The organism is Micromonospora sp. SL4-19, assembly GCF_047921475.1.
Taxonomy (GTDB): Bacteria; Actinomycetota; Actinomycetes; order Mycobacteriales; family Micromonosporaceae; genus Micromonospora.
In genome coordinates this window covers 112,974-133,002 of record NZ_JBLROB010000010.1, presented here as the reverse complement: position 1 = coordinate 133,002, position 20,029 = coordinate 112,974, and the positions used below count along the sequence as shown (strand labels likewise).

Below are 20,029 nucleotides of genomic sequence, written 5' to 3'. Positions count from 1 at the left end.
AGCCGGCAGCCGACGACGAACCGGCTGGACCGTCGCTTGTGGACGATGCGGCGCGGCCGGTCGAGCAGGGGACGCCCGGGGAAGGGTCGGCGCCGGCCGAGGTGACACTGCCGCCCGAGCTGGCGGAGGCCGCCCGTACCCTGTTCGGCGATCGCCTCGACCTGGCCGCCGCGTACGCCGAACTGCTCGCGACCGACGGCGTGGTACGCGGCCTGATCGGCCCGCGGGAGACCCCCCGCATCTGGGAGCGGCACCTGCTCAACTGCGCGGCGATGGCCGAGCGGATCCCCGAGGGCGCGAGCGTGATCGACGTCGGTTCCGGCGCCGGACTGCCCGGCCTCGTCCTGGCGATCGCCCGGCCTGATCTCACGGTCACCCTCGTCGAGCCGCTCGCCCGGCGGACCGCCTTCCTCGTCGAGGCGGTACAGCATCTCGGCCTGACCCGCGCGGTCCGGGTGTTCCGGGGACGGGCGGAGGAGGCGGCCGCCGGTACGCGCGACGCCGCCCCGCTCAGCGCCGACATCGTGACCGCGCGGGCCGTCGCCGCGCTGGACCGGCTCGCCGGGTGGTGCCTTCCGCTCGTGGCTCCCGGCGGACGGCTGGTGGCGCTCAAGGGCGCCTCGGCCGCCGAGGAGATCGCTGAACACGCCGAGGCGGTTGCCCGGCTCGGTGGCGGCGAGCCGGAGCTGCACCGGTGCGGAGTCGGCGTCATCGACCCGCCGGCCACCGTGATCGAGGTGGTCCGGGAACGGGTGGTCGGTTCGGTCCGGAAGAAGGGCCCGAAGCGTTCGCGGGGCGGTCGCCGTCGCGGTGGATCCGGCCGGGATCGCTGACGCCCGCAACAGCTTCCCGAGTCGTCCCGGTCGCCGAAAACGGTGCGAGATAGCCAACCGAACAGAACCCGACGTGGACCCGCTGCGCCCGTGCGCCGTAGGCTGACCGCGCGTCGATAATGTGGAACGGCGGTGCCGGGCGGCACCCGAACCCGACCGTTCCCGCCGGGCCGAAGGCCGCGCCGGGGCGCGGGGGCCTGATTGACGGGGTGCGGACCGACCATCCGAAGCGGGCAGGGATGACAGGTGCATGACGACGGCAGGTACGACGATCCACGGGTGACCGGGCCAGGAGGACTACCCTCTGCCGCCGACCCCGTTTCACGTGAAACCGACTACCAGAGTTGGCCGGCGAGGGACGACTCCCGCAGCCCGGCGACGCGTCCACCAGACCAGGTGGCGGGCCGGGACGCGTCCGCCGAGGGCAGCGAGCGTTCGACCTCCTCGGCGCCGGCGAACGTGCCGCCCGCTCGGGACCCGCACGAGCCGACCGGCCGGCCGGCGAACGCCCCCAGCTCGCGTTCGGCCCCGGCGCGTGGCAACGCGACGGTTCCCGGCCGTTACGAGCCGCACCCGCCGGCCGTGCCGGCGCAGCCCACCCCGCAGGACGCCCCGGATGTGGTCGTCGGCGTGGTGGTTCCGTCCGACACGCCACCGGTCGCCGGCTACGAGGCCGAAGCCGCCGCCGGCACGTACGTTTCACGTGAAACCCCGACGCGCGAAGAGGATGATCCACCGTTGGCTATGGAGGCGATGCGCGCCGTGCAGATCCTGAATCCCAGTGGCGAGGTGACCATGCCTCGGCCCGCACGGACCCGGGTGATGTGCGTCGCGAACCAGAAGGGCGGCGTCGGGAAGACCACGACCACGGTGAACCTCGCGGTGTCCCTCGCCCTGCACGGGAACCGGGTCCTGGTGGTCGACCTGGACCCGCAGGGCAACGCCTCCACCGGGCTCAACGTCCCGCACCACACCGGAGTACCGGACGTGTACGACTGCCTGATCGACAGCGTGCCTCTGGAGGAGGTGGCCCAGGCGGTCGAGGGCATCCCGAACCTGTGGTGCGTGCCGGCCACCATCGACCTCGCCGGTGCCGAGATCGAGCTGGTCTCGGTGGTCGCCCGGGAGTCCCGGCTGGCCCGCGCCATCGCCGCGTACCCGGGGCACTTCGACTACGTCTTCATCGACTGCCCGCCCTCGCTCGGGCTGCTGACCGTCAACGCGTTGGTCGCCGCGCAGGAGGTGCTCATTCCCATCCAGTGCGAGTACTACGCGCTGGAGGGCCTCAACCAGCTGATCAACAACATCAACCTGGTCCGGCAGCACCTCAATCCGAAGCTTGAGGTCTCCACCATCCTGCTCACCATGTACGACCGGCGTACCCGGCTGGCCGACGCCGTGGAACAGGACGTCCGGAACCACTTCGGTGACAAGGTGCTCCAGGCCGTGATCCCCCGGAACGTACGGGTCTCCGAGGCACCGAGCTACGGGCAGTCGGTGATGACCTACGATCCCGGTTCGCGGGGGGCGACGAGCTACTTCGAAGCCGCCCAGGAGATCGCCGAGCGAGGCGTCAAGGAGCCGGTGAGCCGGAATGTGTAGTGCGGAGAAGTCGCTGGGAGGCGTCGCATGAAGAACCGTCCTCGTGGCGGTCTGGGCCGGGGGCTCGGTGCCCTCATTCCCACCGGGCCGGTGGCGGGTAGCGCACCGGTGGCCCCCGCGCCCGAAGCCGGTGCGGCGGCGGTCCCGACCGCACCCACGGCCGGCCCGGCTGCCGCAGCCGGGGCTGCCGCCGTGATGGGGGCGATCGCCCCGGCGGCGGAGCCCGAGCCGCAGCTGAGCCCGGTGCCCGGGGCCCGCTTCGCCGAGATCTCGGTCGACGCCATCGTGCCGAATCCGAAGCAGCCCCGGCAGGTCTTCGACGAGGAGGCCCTGGAGGAGCTGAAGACCTCGATCCAGGAGGTTGGCTTTCTTCAGCCGATCGTCGTACGCCAGCTCGACGGCGAGAAGTACGAACTCGTCATGGGTGAGCGGCGCTGGCGGGCGGCCCAGGCGGTCGGCCGGGAGAGCATCCCGGCGATCGTCCGGGACACCAAGGACGACGCGATGCTCCGGGACGCGCTGCTGGAGAACATCCACCGGGCCAACCTGAACCCGCTGGAGGAGGCGGCCGCGTACCAGCAGCTTCTGGAGGAGTTCGGGGCCACCCACGAGGAGTTGGCGCGCCGGATCGGTCGTAGCCGGCCGCAGATCTCCAACACCATTCGCCTGATGAACCTGCCCGCCCAGGTCCAGCGTCGGGTGGCCGCCGGGGTGCTCTCCGCCGGTCACGCCCGTGCGCTCCTCAGCCTGGACGACGCCGAGGCCCAGGAGCAGCTCGCGAAGCGGATCGTCGCCGAGGGCATCTCCGTACGTGCCACCGAGGAGATGGTGGCCCTGGCGCTCGCCGAAGGCCCGGCAAAGACCCCGACGGCGAAGCGCCGGCCGAAGCCGCACGCGCCGGCACTGTCGGACCTGGCCGACCGGCTCTCCGACCGGTTCGACACCCGGGTGAAGGTCGACATCGGCCGGAGCAAGGGCAAGATCACCATCGAGTTCGCGACGGTCGACGACCTGGAGCGGATCGTCGGGATCATCGGCGTGGGCGAGGAGGAACAGCCCGGGAAGTGAGTTGGCGCGTCGGTTCGGCCGCGTTGTCCCCCTGCGGACGACGCGGCCGAGTTGTTTTGGGCTCGCCCGAATCGGTGCCCTGACGTGACGCGCTGTGGAGCGGGCGGACTGTCCGCCTGGCTGGAGTCAAGCGCCTCTCGGGAGGGCCGTGCGCGCCCCGGATCTGTCCGAGCGGCCTGGCGCAGCTGCCGAGCGGCTCCCGCGCCCCCGGCGCGGCTCAGCGGCCACTGCAGCGCGGGCGCGACCGGGTACGCCCCGGCCTCGCGTTGGGAACGCGGGGCCGCTGAGACCCGCCGCGGGGCGACCCAGTCAGGATCGTGGTCGCATCGAGCACCCCGGTGGCCCCTCCGCGGCCCTCTCCGCTCTGCGGGGATCCCTGGCACGGGCCGCGGCCTGTCGTGCCGACGGACCTCAAGGCGGGCGGTGCCCCGGTGCCCCGGGGCTGGATGCCGGCGGCGTTGGCACCCGAGGGCTTCCCCGACGACTGGTCCACAGCGCCTCAGTCGGCCGCTTGACGGGTCGCCACTGTTTCACGTGAAACACGACCTCGGACAGGCTCACCTAGCCGGCCAGACCCGCTTGAGCGGTCGTTGCTCGCCAGGTGGCTTCGCCTTGCCATGGAGTGCCGAACGTGGCCCCCGGCGCCGTCTGTGGCTGAGCCTCGCTGGGTAAGCCTCCGATGATTCCAGGCTGGGCCTTCGGTTTCACGTGAAACGGGACCAACGGCCGCGATGGCGTCAGCCGAGCCGACCACTCGGCAGCCGCAACAGGTACGGCCGGGACGGGGCCGGCCGGGCAGAGGTGTTAACCGTCATCTCCGTTGAGCCGCGTGCTGCCGGACTCCTGGCTGGGCCAGAGGGAGAACCAGGGGCGGCGGTGCGGCCCACCAGCACAGCACGGCCGGCGCGGCACGACCCGGGGCTTGGGCGAGCATGACGGTCGGCGGCGGAAGCCGAGGCGTACTCTGTCCCGCCGCGTGCGACGCCCATGAGTGGAACCGCCTGGCGGCAGACCCTCGGGCGGCAGACGGCAGCGACACCTCCGGATGGCGGCACCTCCGGGCGGCACCACCGGGTGGCGCCGGCGAAAGCTCTAGGCGGCGGCATCTCCGGGCGGCGGAAGGTTTTGGCCCGGCGTGCCTTGGCCACCGGGCGCCTCGGGCCATGGAGCGACTCGGGCGGGCACCTTGGGCGCAGCGGGGTTCGCGCCGGGCGAGGCCCGAGCGGGACACCTCCGGCGGAAAGCCCTGCGGCTCACCCGGGCGGGGCATCCACGGCGGACGGCTTGGCCCAGGGTGCGCAATGGGCAGGTGCCGGTGGCCCGCGCCCGAGGACCTTGAGCAGCGGTCCACTCAGCGAGTCATGAAGGAGATGTCCGACAGGCGACGCGCCGGGACACGATCTCAGGATCCGTTCGACGACCAGTCACCGAGCAGGGTGCACGGAACGACCGCTGCGGTGGTGGACCTCGCCGACGTCAGGTTGCACAGCAGCGCCGGTGAAGCTGGCCGTCCTCCTGGCGCCCGTCAGGAGCGCGAGCAGTGGACCGGTTTCACGTGAAACAAGGAGGCGGCCGCAGCGACTCGGGGCAAGAGACTCGCAGCGGAGACGACCGCGCCGCAGCCCGGGTGCCGGTCCTCCGCTGTTGTCCGCGTCGGGCCTTGATCACCGCGCCCCGGCGCTGCGTCCCAGACCTGCCATCGATCCGGCCCGGGCCACCGGCACCGGCCGCGGGGTTGCTTCTCCGGCGGCCGGAGAGGCACCAGGGGCGGCTGCCGCGACCCGGCCGGCAGGGGATCGTCCCCAGTCGCCGATTCGGCCGGTCCGGCCCCCGTCGGGCGGGCGCACACCTTGGACGCGGGCAGCCGGGGGCGGCCGCGGGAGGGCGACCCGGCCAATGGTCCGGCGCTGAGCCGCCGCCGTCCGGGTCGTGAGCACCTGCCCCGGGGCCCGCATGGATCAGGCGATGGGCGACCTGCCACGGGCCTGACAACCGGGGGCACCGATCCTCTCGGTCGATGTCGACGGAACGGTGACGGGCTGAGCCCGAGCCGCCCCCGGCGAGCGATAGGAGGACTCGCCGGCGGCCGGTGCCGATTCGCGGTTCGATCGTTAGGAGGGAAGGGCTCGCGACCGGTGGACAACCCGGCTCGGGCACCCGCACCGTTATCCACAGTCGTTTTCCACAGGGCAGCCTCGTTTCACGTGAAACAGTGCGGCAAAACCGGTACTGACCTGTGGATGGCGCGCTGTGCTGGCGATCTCAGCGGCCTGTGGACAACGCGGTGGAAAACCCGGGCTCCGATTGACGGCAGGCGCTCGAACGGCGACGGATCAGGTAGGGACAGGGACCGCCAAACCGGTTAGGGTCAGCGTCGTGCAGGACACCCCTCCCTCAGTTCCGGACTTCACCCAGTGGCCCTCCTTCCCCTTCGAGGGCGATCTCCGTATCAAGAAGCTCGACGATCCGGTACCGGTCGAACCTCCCCGTCGGGGCGAGGGCAATCGGGAATGCACCGCCTGCAACGCCCCGGACGAGGCGTACATCTGGGTCGGTGAGCGGTGGCGGGTACGTGCGATGGATCGACCCACCGGCCTCCCGATGGTGCTGATCCTGGAGTCCCGCTCACATCTCGATCTCGGCGACCTGCCGAACCTGCTCGCGGCCGAGCTGGGCGTGATGACCGTCCGCCTGGAACGGGCTGTCCGCTCGTTGGACGGCGTCGCCCGGGTGCACGTCAACCGCTGGGGCGACGGCTCGGCGCACCTGCACATGTGGTTTCTGGCGCGACCGTACGGGCAGCTGCAACTGCGGGGGACGTTCCTGTCCCTGTGGGACTCGATCCTGCCCCAGATCTCCGAGGCGCAGTGGCGGGAGAACCTGGCCCTGGTCGCCGCCTGGCTGGCCGAGTTCGGCGGGCGTCCGCTCGCCGAACCACCCCGTATCCAGTGGCAGGCGCCGTCGAGCCTCTCCGCCTCGCCCAGCGAGAACGCGGATACCGCCGACGAGGAAACGGCCTCGGTGATCGAATCCGCAGAGGAGATCCCGGAGTCCGAGGAGCCAGCAGAGGCGGAGAAGGCGGAGGGGGCGGAGGGGTCAGCGGAGGCGGAAGGACCGGTGGCGGGCGAGCCCAGGAGCACGCCTCCCGCCGGCTGAGCCCGGGCGGGACGACGAGGGTTCGGCTACGGGCGGCGGGCGGCGGCCCGGTTGACGAGCGACCCGAGCACCCGCCCGAAGTCGAGCCCGGCCGCCTGGATCGCGAGCGGCAGCAGCGAGGTCTCGGTCATCCCCGGGGAGACGCTGACCTCCAGTACGTGCGGTTGACCGGCCGCGTCGACGATCAGGTCGACGCGGGAGAGGTCGCGCAGGCCGAGTGCGCCGTGCGCGGCGAGCGCCACTTCGGCCACCCGCTCGGTCGTCGCCGGGTCGAGCCGGGGGGGCGCGTGCCAGGTCGTGCGGCCGGCGGTGTACCGGGCGGCGTAGTCGTAGACGCCGTTGCGGGGCACGATCTCGACCGGGGGCAGGGCCTGCGGGCCCTCGCCCAGGTCGATCACCGAGACCGCCACGTCCATGCCGGGCACGTAGCGCTCCACGAGCGCCGTCTGGTCGTACGCGAAACAACCGACCATCGCGGCCGGCAGCGACCCGGCGTCCCGGACCACCGCGGCGCCCAGTCCGGAGCCGCCCTGTGCCGGCTTCACCATCAACGGCAGGCCGAGCCGGTCGACGATCCGGTCCAGCACCGCCACTGCGCCCAGCTCGGAGAAGCGGTCGTGCGGCAGGGCCACCCAGTCGGGCGTGGGGATGCCGGCCTCGCGGAGCACGGCCTTCGCCGACGGCTTGTCCCAGGCGAGCCGGGAGGCTCGGGCGTCGCAGCCGACGTAGGGCACGCCGCAGAGGTCGAGCACCCCGCGCAGTGAGCCGTCCTCGCCGGTGGCGCCGTGCAGGGCGATCACCACGGCGTCCGGCGGGTCGGCGGACAGGGCGGGCAGCAGGGCCACGTCCGCGTCCCGCAGCTCGGCCTCCACGCCGACCGCCCGCAGCGCGTCGAGCACCCGCCGGCCGGACCGCAGCGAGACATCCCGCTCGTACGAGAGGCCGCCGGCGAGCACCACCACGTGCAGCTCGTCGAGGCCGACGGGATCGGTCACGGATGTGTGGACGGCGGGGCGGACGGCCATGTGGGAATCATGCCAAGTCGGGACCGGGTGCGTCCGAGCCACCCTGCCGGCGCCGCGGCCCCGAGCCGCCGACCGCGCCGAAGACCTTGCGCATGGCGATCTCCTGCTCCATCACGCCGGCCAGCCGGCGGACGCCCTCACGGATCCGTTCCGGCGGCGGGAAGGAGAAGTTGAGCCGCATGTTGCCGCCACCGGTGCCGTCGGCGTAGAAGCCGGTGCCCGGGACGTACGCGACCCGGGCGGCGATGGCGCGCGGCATCATCGCCTTGGCGTCGAGGCCGTCCGGCAGGGTCGCCCAGACGAAGAGACCGCCGCGCGGGGTGGTCCAGGTGGTGCCGGCCGGCATCAGGTCTTCCAGCGCGGCGAGCATGGCGTCCCGGCGCTCCCGGTAGACCTCCCGGTAGACCTTGAGCAGCTCCCGCCACGGCATGGTGCCGAGGTACGTCGAAACGGCGGCCTGCGCGAACCCGCTGGGGCAGAGGATCTGCGCCTCGCTGGCGATGACCAGCTTGTCGCGGACCGCGTGCGGGGCGAGGATCCAGCCCACCCGCAGCCCCGGGGCGAAGGTCTTGGAGAAGGTGCTCAGGTAGAAGACGCCGTCGCGCCGGCGGGCCCGCAGCGGTGCCGGCGCCTCCCCCTCGAAGCCGAGCTGGCCGTACGGGTCGTCCTCGACCACCAGCAGGCCGGCGCGGTCGCAGATGTCGAGCACCCGCTCGCGCCGCTCCTCGCTCAGCGTCACGCCGGTGGGGTTCTGGTAGGTCGGGATGGTGTAGAGGAACTTCACCCGGCGGCCGGCGCGGGCCAGGTCGGCGATGGCAGTTTCCAGCGCCTCCGGGATCAGCCCCTCCTCGTCCATCGGCACGTGCGCCACCTGGGCCTGGGCGGCCTGGAACACCCCGAGTGCGCCGACGTACGTCGGGCCCTCGGCGAGCACCACGTCACCCGGGTCCAGGAAGAGCCGGGCGACCAGGTCGAGCGCCTGCTGGCCGCCGACGGTGACCACCACGTCCTCCGGTGAGGCGCCACAGGACGCGTCGATCCCGGAGAGGGCCATCACTTCGCAGATCCGTTCGCGCAGCTCCAGGGTGCCCTGCCCGATGCCGTACTGCAGGGTGGTGGTGCCCTGCTCGGAGCCGAGCCGGCCGAGCATCTCACCGACCGCGTCCAGCGGCAGTGCCGCGATGTACGGTGCCCCACCGGCGAGCGAGACGACCTCCGGCCGGCTGGCCACCGCGAAGAGCGCCCGGATCTCGGAGGCCGTCATCCCCCGTACCCGGCGGGCGTACCGGTCGGTGTAGTCGTCGAGCGTCGTGCCGGTCATGACATCACCTCGATCGGGCGTCGGCGGGGCTGCCGCCCGGCTGTGGTACCCGCGATGCCGGCAACAATTGGCGGCGCGGGACGCCGGTTCGTCGATCGTAGTCCGCCCTGGCCAGGCCCCACGTCCCAAGGTGGCGTACGTCCACATGCCGGGCCGCCCGTCCGCGTCTCGGGTGGGCGTTTACGCGTCCTCTCCCGTACGGTCGGGTGGGAGCGTACGATCGCTCGTCGGGGGCAAGGGAATGCGGCGGCGTGAGCACCGCGCTGGTTTCGGCTCCGGGCCTATGGTGGGGATGCGCTGATGTCGCGACGTCTGGTCAGTCTGACCCTCGACACCCTCGAGGATCTGCCCCGTCGGTGCCGGCAGTGCGTCTACTGGGAGCTGGACCCGGTCTCCGCCGACCGGGCGTGTGCCGCCGGTGACCCCGGGCTGGAGAAGGAGGCCTGGGTCTCCCAGACGCTGCTGGAATGGGGCTCCTGCGGCAAACTCGCGTACGTCGACGGCATGCCCGCCGGTTTCGTCATGTACGCGCCGCCGGCGTACGTTCCGCGCTCGATGGCCTTTCCCACCTCGCCGGTCTCCGCGGACGCCGCGCTGCTGATGACGGCCCACGTGGTGCCCGCCTTCGCCGGCGGCGGCCTGGGCCGGATGCTGGTCCAGGGGGTGGCCCGGGATCTCACCAAGCGCGGCATCAAGGCGATCGAGGCGTTCGGCGACGCGAAGTTCGGCGACGACGGGGAGGATCCCACCCGGGCCTGCCTCGCGCCGGCCGACTTCTTCCTCTCGGTGGGCTTCAAGACGGTCCGTCCGCATCCCCGCTACCCGCGGCTGCGGCTGGAGCTGCGCACCGCACTGAGCTGGAAATCCGACGTCGAGTACGCGCTGGAGAAGCTGCTCGGCTCGATGAGCCCAGAGACATTGCTCCGCCCGGTACGCCCGGCGCCGGCCACCCGCGCCACGAGCTGACCCGCTCAGTCCACCGCCGTGCCCGCCGCGACGATCGCCCGTAGCTCGCTCACGTCGATGGAGCCGGTCGGGACGTCCCGTTCGATCGGGAAGTACATCCGCTGCACCGCGGCCACGATCGCCTCGACGATCTTGTCCCGGAACCGGGGGTCGACCAGCCGGCCCCGGTCCTCCGGGGAGGTCAGGTAGCCCACCTCGACCCGGACCGCCGGCATCTTCGTCAGCCGCAGCAGGTCCCAGGCCTTGGCGTGGGTACGGCAGTCCCGCAGCCCGGTCCGGGCGACGATCTCCCGCTGCACCAGCCCGGCGAGCCGCTCGCCGGTGGCCGAGGTGACGCCGTTGTCGGTGCCGTAGTGGTAGGTGGCCACCCCGTTGGCCGCCGGGTTGGCATGCCCGTCGGTGTGCAGCGAGATGAAGACGTCCGCGCTGAGGGAGTTGGCCAACTGGGCGCGCTCGGCGTCCGGCAGGCAGGTCTCCGGCGACGGGCCGCGGGTTAGCTGCACCCGTACGCCGGCTGCGGCGAGCCGCCCCTCCAGCCGGCTGGCCAGGTCGTGCACGATGTCCGCCTCGGTCCAGCGCAGCGGGCCGTCGGGCACCACCTCACCGGGGTCGGTGCCGCCGTGTCCCGGGTCGATCACCACGGTCCGCCCGACCAGGGTCGGCCCGGCCTGGCGGATGGCGTCGGACTCGCGGAGCCACTGCGGGCGGCCGCCGACCACCTTCCGGCCGAGGCGGCGCAGCGCGTTCATGGTGTGCGGGCCGCAGGCACCGTCCGGCTTCAGCCCCATCTCCCGCTGGAACTGGGCGACCGCCCGCGCGGTGCAGAGCCCGTAGATGGCGTCGGCGCGGCCCACGTCGTACCCCATCTCGAGGAGGCGCTCCTGGAGCGACCGGACATCCTCGCCGATCAGCGGCTCGGGCACGGCGTGGTACAGCGTGCGGGCCCCGAGCCGCCAACGGGCCGCGTCCAGTGCCCGCCAGGTCTCCGCGCCGACCCGCCCGTCCACGCTCAGCCCGCGGGACTGCTGGAACGCCCGAACGGCGCGTTCCGTGTCGGCGTCGAACTCGTCATCCCGGCCGCCGGACGGGAGCAGGTCGAGGCCGGTCAGGACGGTACGGATCTCGGTCACCGCCGGTCCCCGGTCACCGGGTCGGATCGGACGCACGATGACCCCCTCTGCACGGACGCTGGCTGGCCGGACACTCCGACGGAGGTGCCTCCCCTCGCTGGGGACGCCTACGGAGCGTACCGTGCCGGTCACCAGCCGGCTTCGGGTTCCTCCAGGTCAGGGGCTGTCGAGGGGGAAAGCAGGAACCCCCGTGCCCGGGAAGGGCGACGGGGGTTCCGTGGGTCGGGCGTCGGCTCAGAGCGCCGACTCGATGAGCTTGACCAGCTCGCCCTTGGGCTTGGCGCCGGCGATCGACTGCACCGGCTCGCCGTTCTTGAAGACGGTGAGGGTCGGCACGGACATCACCCGGTAGGTACGCGCGGTCTCGGGGTTCTCGTCGATGTTGAGCTTGACGATGGTGACCTGGTCACCCATCTCGCCCGCGATCTCCTCGAGCAGCGGCGAGACCTTGCGGCACGGCCCGCACCACTCCGCCCAGAAGTCGACCAGGACCGGCTTGTCGGACTTCAGCACGTCGCTCGCGAAGCTCGCGTCGGTGACCGCCTTGGTTGCTCCCACTATGAACCCCTCCTCCGGGAACTGTTCGGTGAATGTCTCAGCCTTGCAGGGTGGCGATGAAGCGCTCGGCGTCCAGGGCGGCGGCACAGCCCGTACCGGCTGCCGTGATCGCCTGCCGGTAGGTGTGGTCGACCACGTCACCGGCGGCGAAGACACCCGGCACATTGGTCCGGGTGCTCGGCGCCTGCACCCGCACGTAGCCCTCGTCGTCGAGTTCCACCTGTCCGCGGAAGAGCTCGCTGCGTGGGTCGTGGCCGATCGCCACGAAGACGCCGGTGACGTCGAGCACCTTGGCCTCGCCGGTGTGCACGTTGCGGACCCGGACGCCGCTGACCTTGCCGTCGTCGCCGAGGATCTCCTCGACCACGGTGTTCCACTCGACCTTGATCTTGTCGTTGGAGAGCGCGCGCTCGGCCATGATCTTGCTGGCGCGGAACGAGTCCCGGCGGTGGATGATCGTCACCGACTCGGCGAACCGGGTGAGGAAGCTCGCCTCCTCCATCGCCGAGTCGCCGCCGCCGACCACCACGATGTGCTGGTTGCGGAAGAAGAAGCCGTCGCAGGTGGCGCAGGACGACACCCCGTGGCCGAGGTATTCCTGCTCGCCCGGCACGCCCAGCGGGCGCCACGCGGAGCCGGTGGAGAGGATGACGGCCTTGGCCCGGTAGGCGGTCTCGCCCACCCACACGGTGCTGACCGCGTTCGAGCCGACCTCACCGGTGTCCTTGAGCTCGACCCGGGTCACGTCGTCGGTCAGGAACTCGGCGCCGAACCGCTCGGCCTGCTTGCGCATGTTGTCCATCAGCTCGGGGCCGAGGATGCCGTCCGCGAAACCGGGGAAGTTCTCCACCTCGGTGGTGGTCATCAGCGCGCCGCCGGACTGCACGCCCTCGATGATGAGCGGCTTGAGGTTGGCGCGGGCGGCATAGACCGCCGCCGTGTAGCCGGCCGGCCCGGAGCCGATGATGATCAGGTTGCGGACCTCGTCCACTGCCGTCTCCCGATGTGTGTGTTCGTCATCCGCTCCGGCTGACCTACCGCCGGGGCGATGCCGATCCCGAGTGCCGACGGCTCAGCGGCGTCGGCGCCTGACTTGCAGAACGTCATCGTACGAAGCGGAGATTCCCGAGCCGGTCATCCGGTGGGTCACGTCACGCGGCGGGACATGCCCGGGCGACCGCGACCTCACCCTACCCGCGTACGGAAGCGGGTGTCCGAGCCGGACCCGGGCACCCCGCACTCCGGGCCGCTCACCCAGGCCCAGCGTTCGCCGCCCGCGTCGAGGAAGGTGAGGACGAGCGCCGGACGCCCCTGGAACGACGCGTAGTCGATCAGCTCGACGGTGAGCGGTCCGGCCCCGTGTTCGGCGCTGATCGCGCCGAGGCAGGACTCCAGCGCCCCGGGCCGGGTGAGCCGGTCCAGGCCGTCGGCCAGCGGCGGTCGCTGCTCCTCGGGGGCCAGCCCACTCTTGCCCCCGCTGGCGGCCGTGGGCCCAGCGAGGGTGCTGCGCTTGCCGGACAACCGCTCCGGGCCGTAGTCGGTGCCGCTGTGCAGCGGCGGTTCGGTGGTCCGGAAGGGCGCGGCGGCCATCGGGCGGGGCGCGTCCTGGGCCGCACCGGCGGCCGAGTCGTTCGTGGCGGTCAGGTCGGCGCTGCCCTTGTCGATCAGGTTGCTGAGCCCGAGGCCGACCACAGCGACCGAGGCGGCCGCCAGGGCGACCGGCCCGCCGATCCGGGCCCAGCGCCGGGAGCGCCGGCCCGGCCCCGTGCTGCGGTCCGCGCCCTCGGCCGGCCGGCCCGCCCCACCGGCCCGCCGCGCGGCCCCCTGCGCCGGCACGACGGTCGCCGTTCTCCCCGTACGCCGGATGCCGCCGGCCACCCGTCCCGGGCCGGCGAGCGGCGGGTCGGTGGGTTCGTCCCCGACGGCCGGGGCCGGCCCGGCGCCGGCCAGCGCCGCCGCGATCCGGTCGGCCACGGCCAGCGGCATCTCCGGTGCGGGGGCGTCGGCCCAGCCGGCCAGGTCCGTGTGGACCAGGTCCACCGCCCGGGCCAGCGCGGCGTACGCATCGCGCCAGGCCGGGTCCTCCTCGATCAGCCGCGCGACGGTGACCCGCTCCGGGGTGCCGTCCAGCGCCCCGCCGACGTAGTCGGCGAGCAGGTCGTGGTCGACCCCGCTGAACTCCCGGGCAGTCACGTCTCCTCCTGGCTGGCGTCCCGCCGGGGCAACCCCGACGTCGATCCGACGCCCTCGGGCGGTCGGGGGTTCCCCCCGGTGACGCGGGGCACGTCCGCAATCTTGTCGGATCCGGTACGCAGGTGACCGAGGAGCACGGCCAGCCGGGCCCGTCCCCGGGCACAGCGGCTCTTCACCGTCCCCTCGGCCACGTCGAGGATCCGCGCCACCTCGGCCACCGGGTAGCCCTGCACGTCCACCAGGACCAGCGCGGCCCGCTGCTCGGCCGGCAGTTGGGCGAGGGCCTGCCGGACCACCAGCGCGGTGTCGTGGTCGTGGGCCGGCGCGGCCGGCTCCACCCCACCGGTGTGCCGGCCGGGCTCGCCGTCGGTGTGCACCCCGTCCGGCAGCGGGACCGTGGCGTGTGCCTGGCGCCGCCGCATCCGGTCCAGGCAGGCGTTCACCACGATCCGGTGCAGCCAGGTGGTCACCGCCGAGTCGCCGCGGAACCGGGCCGCCGCCCGGTGTGCCGACAGCAGGGCGTCCTGGAGCGCGTCGGCCGCCTCCTCGCGGTCGCCGACGGTACGCAGGGCCACCGCCCAGAGCCGGTCCCGGTGCCGGTGGAACAGCTCGGTGAAGGCGTCCCGGTCGCCGGCGACGTGTGCCCGCAGCAGGTCGAGGTCGCTCGCCCCGGCCGGCGGGCCGTCGCCGGTCGCCGGCCCGGGCGTACGCCCGCCGCGACCCACCGTCACCACGCCCAGCCGAGCCGGTGCGCCGGGCGCGGCGGACGGCTCACGATCCGGCGACCGTGATTTCCTGGACGCCCAGCTTGTAGCCGCTGCCCGAGTCCTTCTGCGGCAGCTCGGTGATCCAGAAGAGCAGGTACCGGTACTGCTTCTCGGGGTCGAACCCGTCAAAGGTCATCTTGGTGCCGTCGTGTTCCTCGAACGGCTGACCGATCGGGTTCTTCTGGTAGCTCGCCACGAGCTGCTTGTCACCGGCGGACGTGGACTCGAAGTCGGCGGCTCCGGCGAGGAGTTGGGCGGAGGCACCGGTGGCGGAGAGGACGGCCTGCACCGACTTGACGGTGTGCGGGCTGCCGAGGTCGATCCAGACGCCCATGCCCGGCTTCAAGTTGCCGAAGTTCGCCCGGTTGTAGGTGGCGGTCTCCCAGCCCTCGTCCTCGTTGCCGTCGATCACCTTCTCGGCGTTGCGCAGCTCGCGGCGGTCGCCCTTCGGATCGATGATCCGGACGTCCTGGATGGTGAGCGTGCGGGTCGGCGCGGTGGCCGGGCTCGACCCGTCCGAGGGAGCCGGGCTGCCGGACGGGCTGGCCACCTGCTGGGTGTCGGGCTTCTTGTCGTCGCCGCCGAGCATGCTGATCCCGACGAGCAGCCCGACCAGGGCCACCGCCAGCAGCCCGGCGATGCCCAGGGCGACCCTGCGGCCGCCGGTGGCGGCCAGCGGCGACGGCTCGTCGCCGCTGTCGGCGGTGAAGCGCAGCGGGCCGGCCTGCGCCAGGAAGTGCTCGTCGGCGGGGACGTCCAGCCGGTTCAGCTCGGCCGCCAGCACGTCCGACGACGGCGGGGTGATCTCCGGGTCGAGCAGGTCCATGGTGAGGTCGTCAAGGTATGCCGGCACCCCGGCGCGCACCTGGCGGGGCGCGGCGATCGCGCCGCTGGCGTCGCGGACCGCGTCGGGGAGGGCGGCGCGGCCGTGCCCGGCGGTGGCACCGTGCAGCGGGGCCTCGCCGTGCGGCCAGTGCCCGGTTAGGGCGAAGTAGAGCACCCCGCCGACCGCCCGGATGTCGTTCTCCTGGCTGTCCTCGCCGTCGGTGCGCGCGTCGGCCAGCACCACCCGGCCGTCGTCGCTGATCATGGCGGTGCCGGGGTGGACGTTGCCGTGCACCATGCCGGTGGCGTGCACCGCGGCGAGGGCGCTCGCGACCGCGCTGCCGACGGCGGTCGCCCGGGCCGGATCCAGCGGCCCGTCGGCGGTGACCAGTTCGCGCAGGGACTGGCCGTCCACCCATTCGCGGACGACGTACGCCCGGTCGGCCTCGTCAATCGCGTCGTAGACGCCGACCAGGTTGGGGTGGATCACCCGGCTCGCCGCGACGGCGGCCTGGAGCATCTCGGTGGCGGAGTCGCCACCCGGGTAGCGGAGAACCACCGCGACGGGACGGCGCAGCACGACATCGACCCCGCGCCAGACCAGCCGGCCCGCGCTGTCGTTGTTGATGTGCTCGACCAGCTCGTACCGCTCGGCAAGGAGTTCACCGGCCGTGGGAGCACCGAAGGTCATGACCGAAGGGGCCGTCTCCTCCGCCTCCTGACCCTCGCCGACCTGGGTCACCCGTCCTCCCTCGGTGATCGTGTCGATCGATGGACCCGTGCTGCTGGGCATGTCGCTGTCCGCTCTGCCTTCGAAGGAACCGGCAGACAGGTGTCGACGCCCACGTCGGCACCTGTCGTACCCGTCGAGAGCGACCTTACCCGGGATGCCCGGTTCCCCGACATGTCATCTTCCCGCCGTAGCCGGTGGGACGCCAGTGACCACAGCGCACGGCCGGGTAACGGTCCGGTGCTGCCGCCGTCGTTAATACACGCACCAGCCAATCTAGAGGTTGCCGGCAAGTAGTCGGCGTAGGGGCGTATCTGGTGTGGCGGCTTCCGGCCTCCGCGGATTCCCCCGGTTCGGCCAGCCACCCTCGTCCGTACGGTTGGTTGTCCACAGGCCGAGAGGCCCATCCAGCGGCGGAACCGGAAGTTATCCACAGCCGTATCCCCAGGCTGGTGATCCTCGTTCACCGTCCGTCATCGGACCCGGGGCCGGTTCAGCGGCCGAGGCGGCGCCGGACCATCCCGACCACCTCGGTGATCTCGCCGATCCGCAGCGCCGTGGCCAGCCCGAGGTACGTTGCGCCGATCACGGCACCGCCGACCACCAGTTGGACCACGGCGGCCAGCCAGCTCAGGTGCGCCGGGTCGCCGGGCAACAGCTTCACCACCAGCAGGCCGACCAGGGCCGCGCCCAACGCGGCGACGAGCACCCGGCCCATGGTCCGCATGATCTCGCCCAGCCCGATCCGGCCCACCCGGGGACGCAGCAGGATCGCCGAGATCACCGCCGCCGCCACGTACGAGATGGCGTTGCCGAGCATCATGCCGGCCGCCGCGAAGGTGGCCGAGAAGCCGAGGAAGAGGCCGATCTGCAGGAGCACCCGCAGTGCCACCACCGGGATGTTGATCAGGGCCGGGGTCTTGGTGTCCGGCAGCGCGTAGAAGGCGAAGGTGAAGAGCTGGCTGATCGAGAAGGGCACCAGGCCGGCCGCCGCCACCAGGAGCACCGTCGAAAGGGCCACCGCGTCCTTGCCGGTGAACGCGCCGTACCTGAAGATCACGACCGAGACCGGGCCGGCCAGCACCGCGTAGCAGACCGCGACCGGGGCGAGTACGGCGGTGACCATCCGGGTGCCCCGGGACAGGTCGGCGGTGACGTCGCGGAACCGGCCCTCGCCGGCGGCGGCGCTCATCCGGGGCATCAACGCGGTGATGATCGAGACGGCGATGATGCCGTGCGCCATCATCAGCAGCAGGAAGACGCCGTTGTAGATGAACAAGCCGGCCTGCGTCTTGTGGCTGTCCTGGCCGGCCGCCCGGGTGAGCAGGTTGACCACCACGAAGAGGCCGAGTTGGTTGACCCCGACGTAGCAGAACATCCACGCTCCGAGCCGGCCCAGCTCGCGCAGGCCCAGCGCGCGGAAGTCGAACCGCCACTTCCACCGGAAGCCGACCCGGCGCAGCGCCGGCAGCAGTCCGGCGGCCTGTACCGCCACGCCGAGCAGGGTGCCGCCGCCGACCAGCAGGATCCGGCCGGGGGTCATCTGGTCCGGCCGCAGCACCTTGGCGCCGTAGACGGCGATGTACAGGCCGAGGACGCCGATCACCACCAGGTTGTTCAGGATCGGCGCCCACATGGGTGCGGCGAAGTGTCCCCGGGTGTTCAACACGGCGGCGATCAGCGCGCTCACCCCGGTGAAGAAGAGCATCGGCAGCATCAGGTAGGACAGGTCGTTGACCAGCCCCTTGTACGCGGCGTCCTTGCCGGAGGCGTAGATCGCGGTGAGCACCGGCGCCGAGACCACCGCCAGCAGCGCGGCGGCGGCCAACGTGAGCACCGCGAGGGTGAGCAGCCGCTGGGCGTACGCCTCACCCCGGTCTGGGTCGATCTTGCGGCGCCGGACCAGCACCGGAATCAGCACGCTGGTGAGCACGCCGCCGAGCAGGAACTCGTACACCTGGTTCGGCAGGAAGATGGCGGTGGTGTACACGTCGCCGACCGCGTTGCCGAGGGCCGCGCCGATCATCAGGTTGCGGAGGAAGCCCGTACCCCGGCTCACCAGGCTGCCGACCGCCATCACCGCGCTGTTCGCCGCGGCGCTGGTCTCGGCCACCACCTCCTGCGGCGGCGCGGTGCCCTCGACACCCGGCTGGTTGAGCGGCTCGGCGGAGATGAAGGTCGCTCCGTCGTCCGGCGGTTGGCCGCCGCCGTGCGCGTTCGCGCTGCGGTAGAGCCCGCCGCTCATCTCCAGCCTCCAAGGGGTACGTCGGAGCCGGACCTCGGGGCCCGCACGCCACAGACCTTAGTCAACCTCGGACCTTTACCCGCGCCCGGCGCAGTAGTTGCCAGCCCGGCCCGATAGGCTGGCGATCCCATGTCCGAAGCCTCCGCCTCCCACGCCGCCGACCGTCGCGAGCTGACCGCAGCGCAGCGCAACGCCGTCGCCGAACTGCTCCGCGTCTCACCGGTCGCCGACGAACTCGGCCGGCGCTTCGCCCGGGCCGGTCACGAACTGCACCTGGTGGGTGGCTCGGTACGGGACGCGCTGCTCGGCCGCCTCGGTGAGGATCTGGACTTCTGCACCGACGCCCACCCGGACGAGACGATCAGGATCGTCCGGGGCTGGGCGGAGTCGATCTGGGAGACCGGGCGGGAGTTCGGCACCATCGGCTGCCAGCGCGAGGGGCTCCGGCTGGAGATCACCACCTTCCGCGCCGAGGCGTACGACCAGGTCACCCGGAACCCGATCGTCGAGTACGGCACCAGCCTGACCGACGACCTCAAGCGCCGGGACTTCACCGTCAACGCGATGGCGGTCAGCGTCCCCGAGCACCGCTTCACCGACCCGTACGGCGGCCTGGCCGACCTGGCCGCCAAGGTCATCCGTACCCCGGGCACGCCGCGGGAGTCGTTCGGCGACGACCCGCTGCGGATGTTGCGCGCGGCCCGGTTCGCCGCGCAACTGAAGTTCACGGTCCACCCGGACGTCCGCGAGGCGATGGCTCGGATGGCCCCCGACCTGGACCGGATCACCGCCGAGCGGATCCGGGACGAGTTCACCAAGCTGCTCTGCGGCGCGGACCCGATCACCGGGCTGCGGCTGCTGGTCGACACCGGGCTGGCCGAGCGCTTCCTGCCCGAGCTGACCGGGCTGAAGCTGGAGATCGACGAGCACGCCCAGCACAAGGACGTCTACGAGCACACCCTGACCGTGGTCGGCAACGCGATGTCCATGGAAGAGGACGGCTGCGACTTCGTGCTCCGGATGGCCGCGCTGTTGCACGACATCGGCAAGCCGGCCACCAAGGCGGTCGGTCCGGACGGCCGGGTCAGCTTCCACCACCACGAGGTGGTCGGCGCCCGGCTGACCAAGGCCCGGATGAAGGCCCTGCGCTACCCGAAGGACGTCACCGCCCAGGTGGTCAAGCTGGTCGGCCTGCACCTGCGCTTCTACGGGTACGGCCGGGGCGAGTGGACCGACTCGGCGGTGCGCCGGTACGTCACCGACGGCGGTGACCTGCTGCCGCGCCTGCACAAGCTCACCCGCTCCGACTGCACCACCCGCAACCGGCGTAAGGCGGCCCAGCTCGCGGCCGACTACGACGCGCTGGAGGAGCGGATCGCCCGAATCGCCGCCGACGAGGACCTGGCCCGGGTCCGCCCTGACCTGGACGGCAACGCGATCATGGAGCTGCTCGGCGTACCGCCGGGCCCGGTGGTGGGGAAGGCCTGGCAGCACCTCAAGGAGCTACGGCTCGAGCGCGGCCCGCTGGATCGCGACGAGGCCGAGGCGGAGCTGCTGCGCTGGGCCCGGGAGCAGGGCGTCCTCCACTGAGGCCGGCCGCCGCCCGGGGT

The 20,029-nt window shown here is 72.4% G+C and carries 14 protein-coding genes and 1 pseudogene; 6 read left to right on the top strand and 9 right to left on the bottom strand.

Annotated features, from left to right (window positions below):
* The first annotated feature begins 101 nt into the window (after window positions 1-101).
* The 4 genes and pseudogenes from rsmG to ACNAVT_RS15945 all read left to right on the top strand — a co-directional run.
* On the top strand, window positions 102-833 hold the full coding sequence (rsmG, locus tag ACNAVT_RS15960; RefSeq protein ID WP_416297058.1) for a 16S rRNA (guanine(527)-N(7))-methyltransferase RsmG: 732 nt from the start codon (window positions 102-104) through the stop codon (window positions 831-833).
* A 246-nt stretch (window positions 834-1,079) separates the two neighbouring features.
* Window positions 1,080-2,435, top strand: a complete 1,356-nt coding sequence (locus tag ACNAVT_RS15955; protein ID WP_416297002.1) for an AAA family ATPase — start codon at window positions 1,080-1,082, stop codon at window positions 2,433-2,435.
* A gap of 27 nt (window positions 2,436-2,462) precedes the next feature.
* Window positions 2,463-3,503, top strand: a complete 1,041-nt coding sequence (locus ACNAVT_RS15950) for a ParB/RepB/Spo0J family partition protein (protein ID WP_416297001.1) — start codon at window positions 2,463-2,465, stop codon at window positions 3,501-3,503.
* A gap of 2,376 nt (window positions 3,504-5,879) precedes the next feature.
* Window positions 5,880-6,471: pseudogene (locus ACNAVT_RS15945) on the top strand (hypothetical protein); the annotation flags it as partial.
* A gap of 214 nt (window positions 6,472-6,685) precedes the next feature.
* Here ACNAVT_RS15945 and ACNAVT_RS15940 read toward each other — a convergent pair.
* Together ACNAVT_RS15940 and ACNAVT_RS15935 are read right to left on the bottom strand one after the other, a co-directional pair.
* Window positions 6,686-7,684, bottom strand: a complete 999-nt coding sequence (locus tag ACNAVT_RS15940; protein WP_416296999.1) for a D-alanine--D-alanine ligase family protein — start codon at window positions 7,682-7,684, stop codon at window positions 6,686-6,688.
* 7 nt (window positions 7,685-7,691) lie between these two features.
* Window positions 7,692-9,005, bottom strand: coding sequence for a PLP-dependent aminotransferase family protein (locus ACNAVT_RS15935; RefSeq protein WP_416296996.1), 1,314 nt, complete (start codon window positions 9,003-9,005; stop codon window positions 7,692-7,694).
* Window positions 9,006-9,305: 300 nt separating this feature from the next.
* Here ACNAVT_RS15935 and ACNAVT_RS15930 point away from each other — a divergent pair, with 300 nt between their 5' ends.
* Entirely contained in the window at window positions 9,306-9,971 is a 666-nt protein-coding gene (locus tag ACNAVT_RS15930; RefSeq protein ID WP_416296995.1) for a GNAT family N-acetyltransferase, read from the top strand.
* 5 nt (window positions 9,972-9,976) lie between these two features.
* Here the strand turns inward: ACNAVT_RS15930 and ACNAVT_RS15925 are convergent, their stop codons facing one another.
* The 7 genes from ACNAVT_RS15925 to murJ all read right to left on the bottom strand — a co-directional run bounded on the left by ACNAVT_RS15925 (window position 9,977) and on the right by murJ (window position 18,419).
* Window positions 9,977-11,137, bottom strand: a complete 1,161-nt coding sequence (locus tag ACNAVT_RS15925) for an N-acetylmuramoyl-L-alanine amidase (protein ID WP_416296993.1) — start codon at window positions 11,135-11,137, stop codon at window positions 9,977-9,979.
* 198 nt (window positions 11,138-11,335) lie between these two features.
* The gene (trxA, locus tag ACNAVT_RS15920; protein WP_357540664.1) at window positions 11,336-11,659 is read right to left on the bottom strand and encodes a thioredoxin; all 324 of its coding nucleotides are present in this window, start codon (window positions 11,657-11,659) and stop codon (window positions 11,336-11,338) included.
* Window positions 11,660-11,696: 37 nt separating this feature from the next.
* Window positions 11,697-12,650, bottom strand: coding sequence for a thioredoxin-disulfide reductase (gene trxB / locus ACNAVT_RS15915; RefSeq protein ID WP_416296991.1), 954 nt, complete (start codon window positions 12,648-12,650; stop codon window positions 11,697-11,699).
* A 194-nt stretch (window positions 12,651-12,844) separates the two neighbouring features.
* Window positions 12,845-13,852, bottom strand: a complete 1,008-nt coding sequence (locus ACNAVT_RS15910) for a hypothetical protein (protein ID WP_416296989.1) — start codon at window positions 13,850-13,852, stop codon at window positions 12,845-12,847.
* The gene (gene sigM, locus ACNAVT_RS15905; RefSeq protein ID WP_416297056.1) at window positions 13,849-14,577 is read right to left on the bottom strand and encodes an RNA polymerase sigma factor SigM; all 729 of its coding nucleotides are present in this window, start codon (window positions 14,575-14,577) and stop codon (window positions 13,849-13,851) included. The genes ACNAVT_RS15910 and sigM overlap by 4 nt, the downstream gene beginning before the upstream one ends.
* Window positions 14,578-14,623: 46 nt before the next feature.
* Window positions 14,624-16,237, bottom strand: a complete 1,614-nt coding sequence (locus tag ACNAVT_RS15900; RefSeq protein ID WP_416296987.1) for a protein kinase family protein — start codon at window positions 16,235-16,237, stop codon at window positions 14,624-14,626.
* Between the two features lie 430 nt (window positions 16,238-16,667).
* Window positions 16,668-18,419: a murein biosynthesis integral membrane protein MurJ gene (gene murJ / locus ACNAVT_RS15895; protein ID WP_416296985.1), complete on the bottom strand. Its 1,752-nt coding sequence runs from the start codon at window positions 18,417-18,419 to the stop codon at window positions 16,668-16,670.
* Between the two features lie 129 nt (window positions 18,420-18,548).
* On the opposite strand from murJ, the gene ACNAVT_RS15890 reads away from it, so the two are divergent.
* The gene (locus ACNAVT_RS15890) at window positions 18,549-20,009 is read left to right on the top strand and encodes a CCA tRNA nucleotidyltransferase (protein ID WP_416296983.1); all 1,461 of its coding nucleotides are present in this window, start codon (window positions 18,549-18,551) and stop codon (window positions 20,007-20,009) included.
* Window positions 20,010-20,029 lie beyond the last annotated feature (20 nt).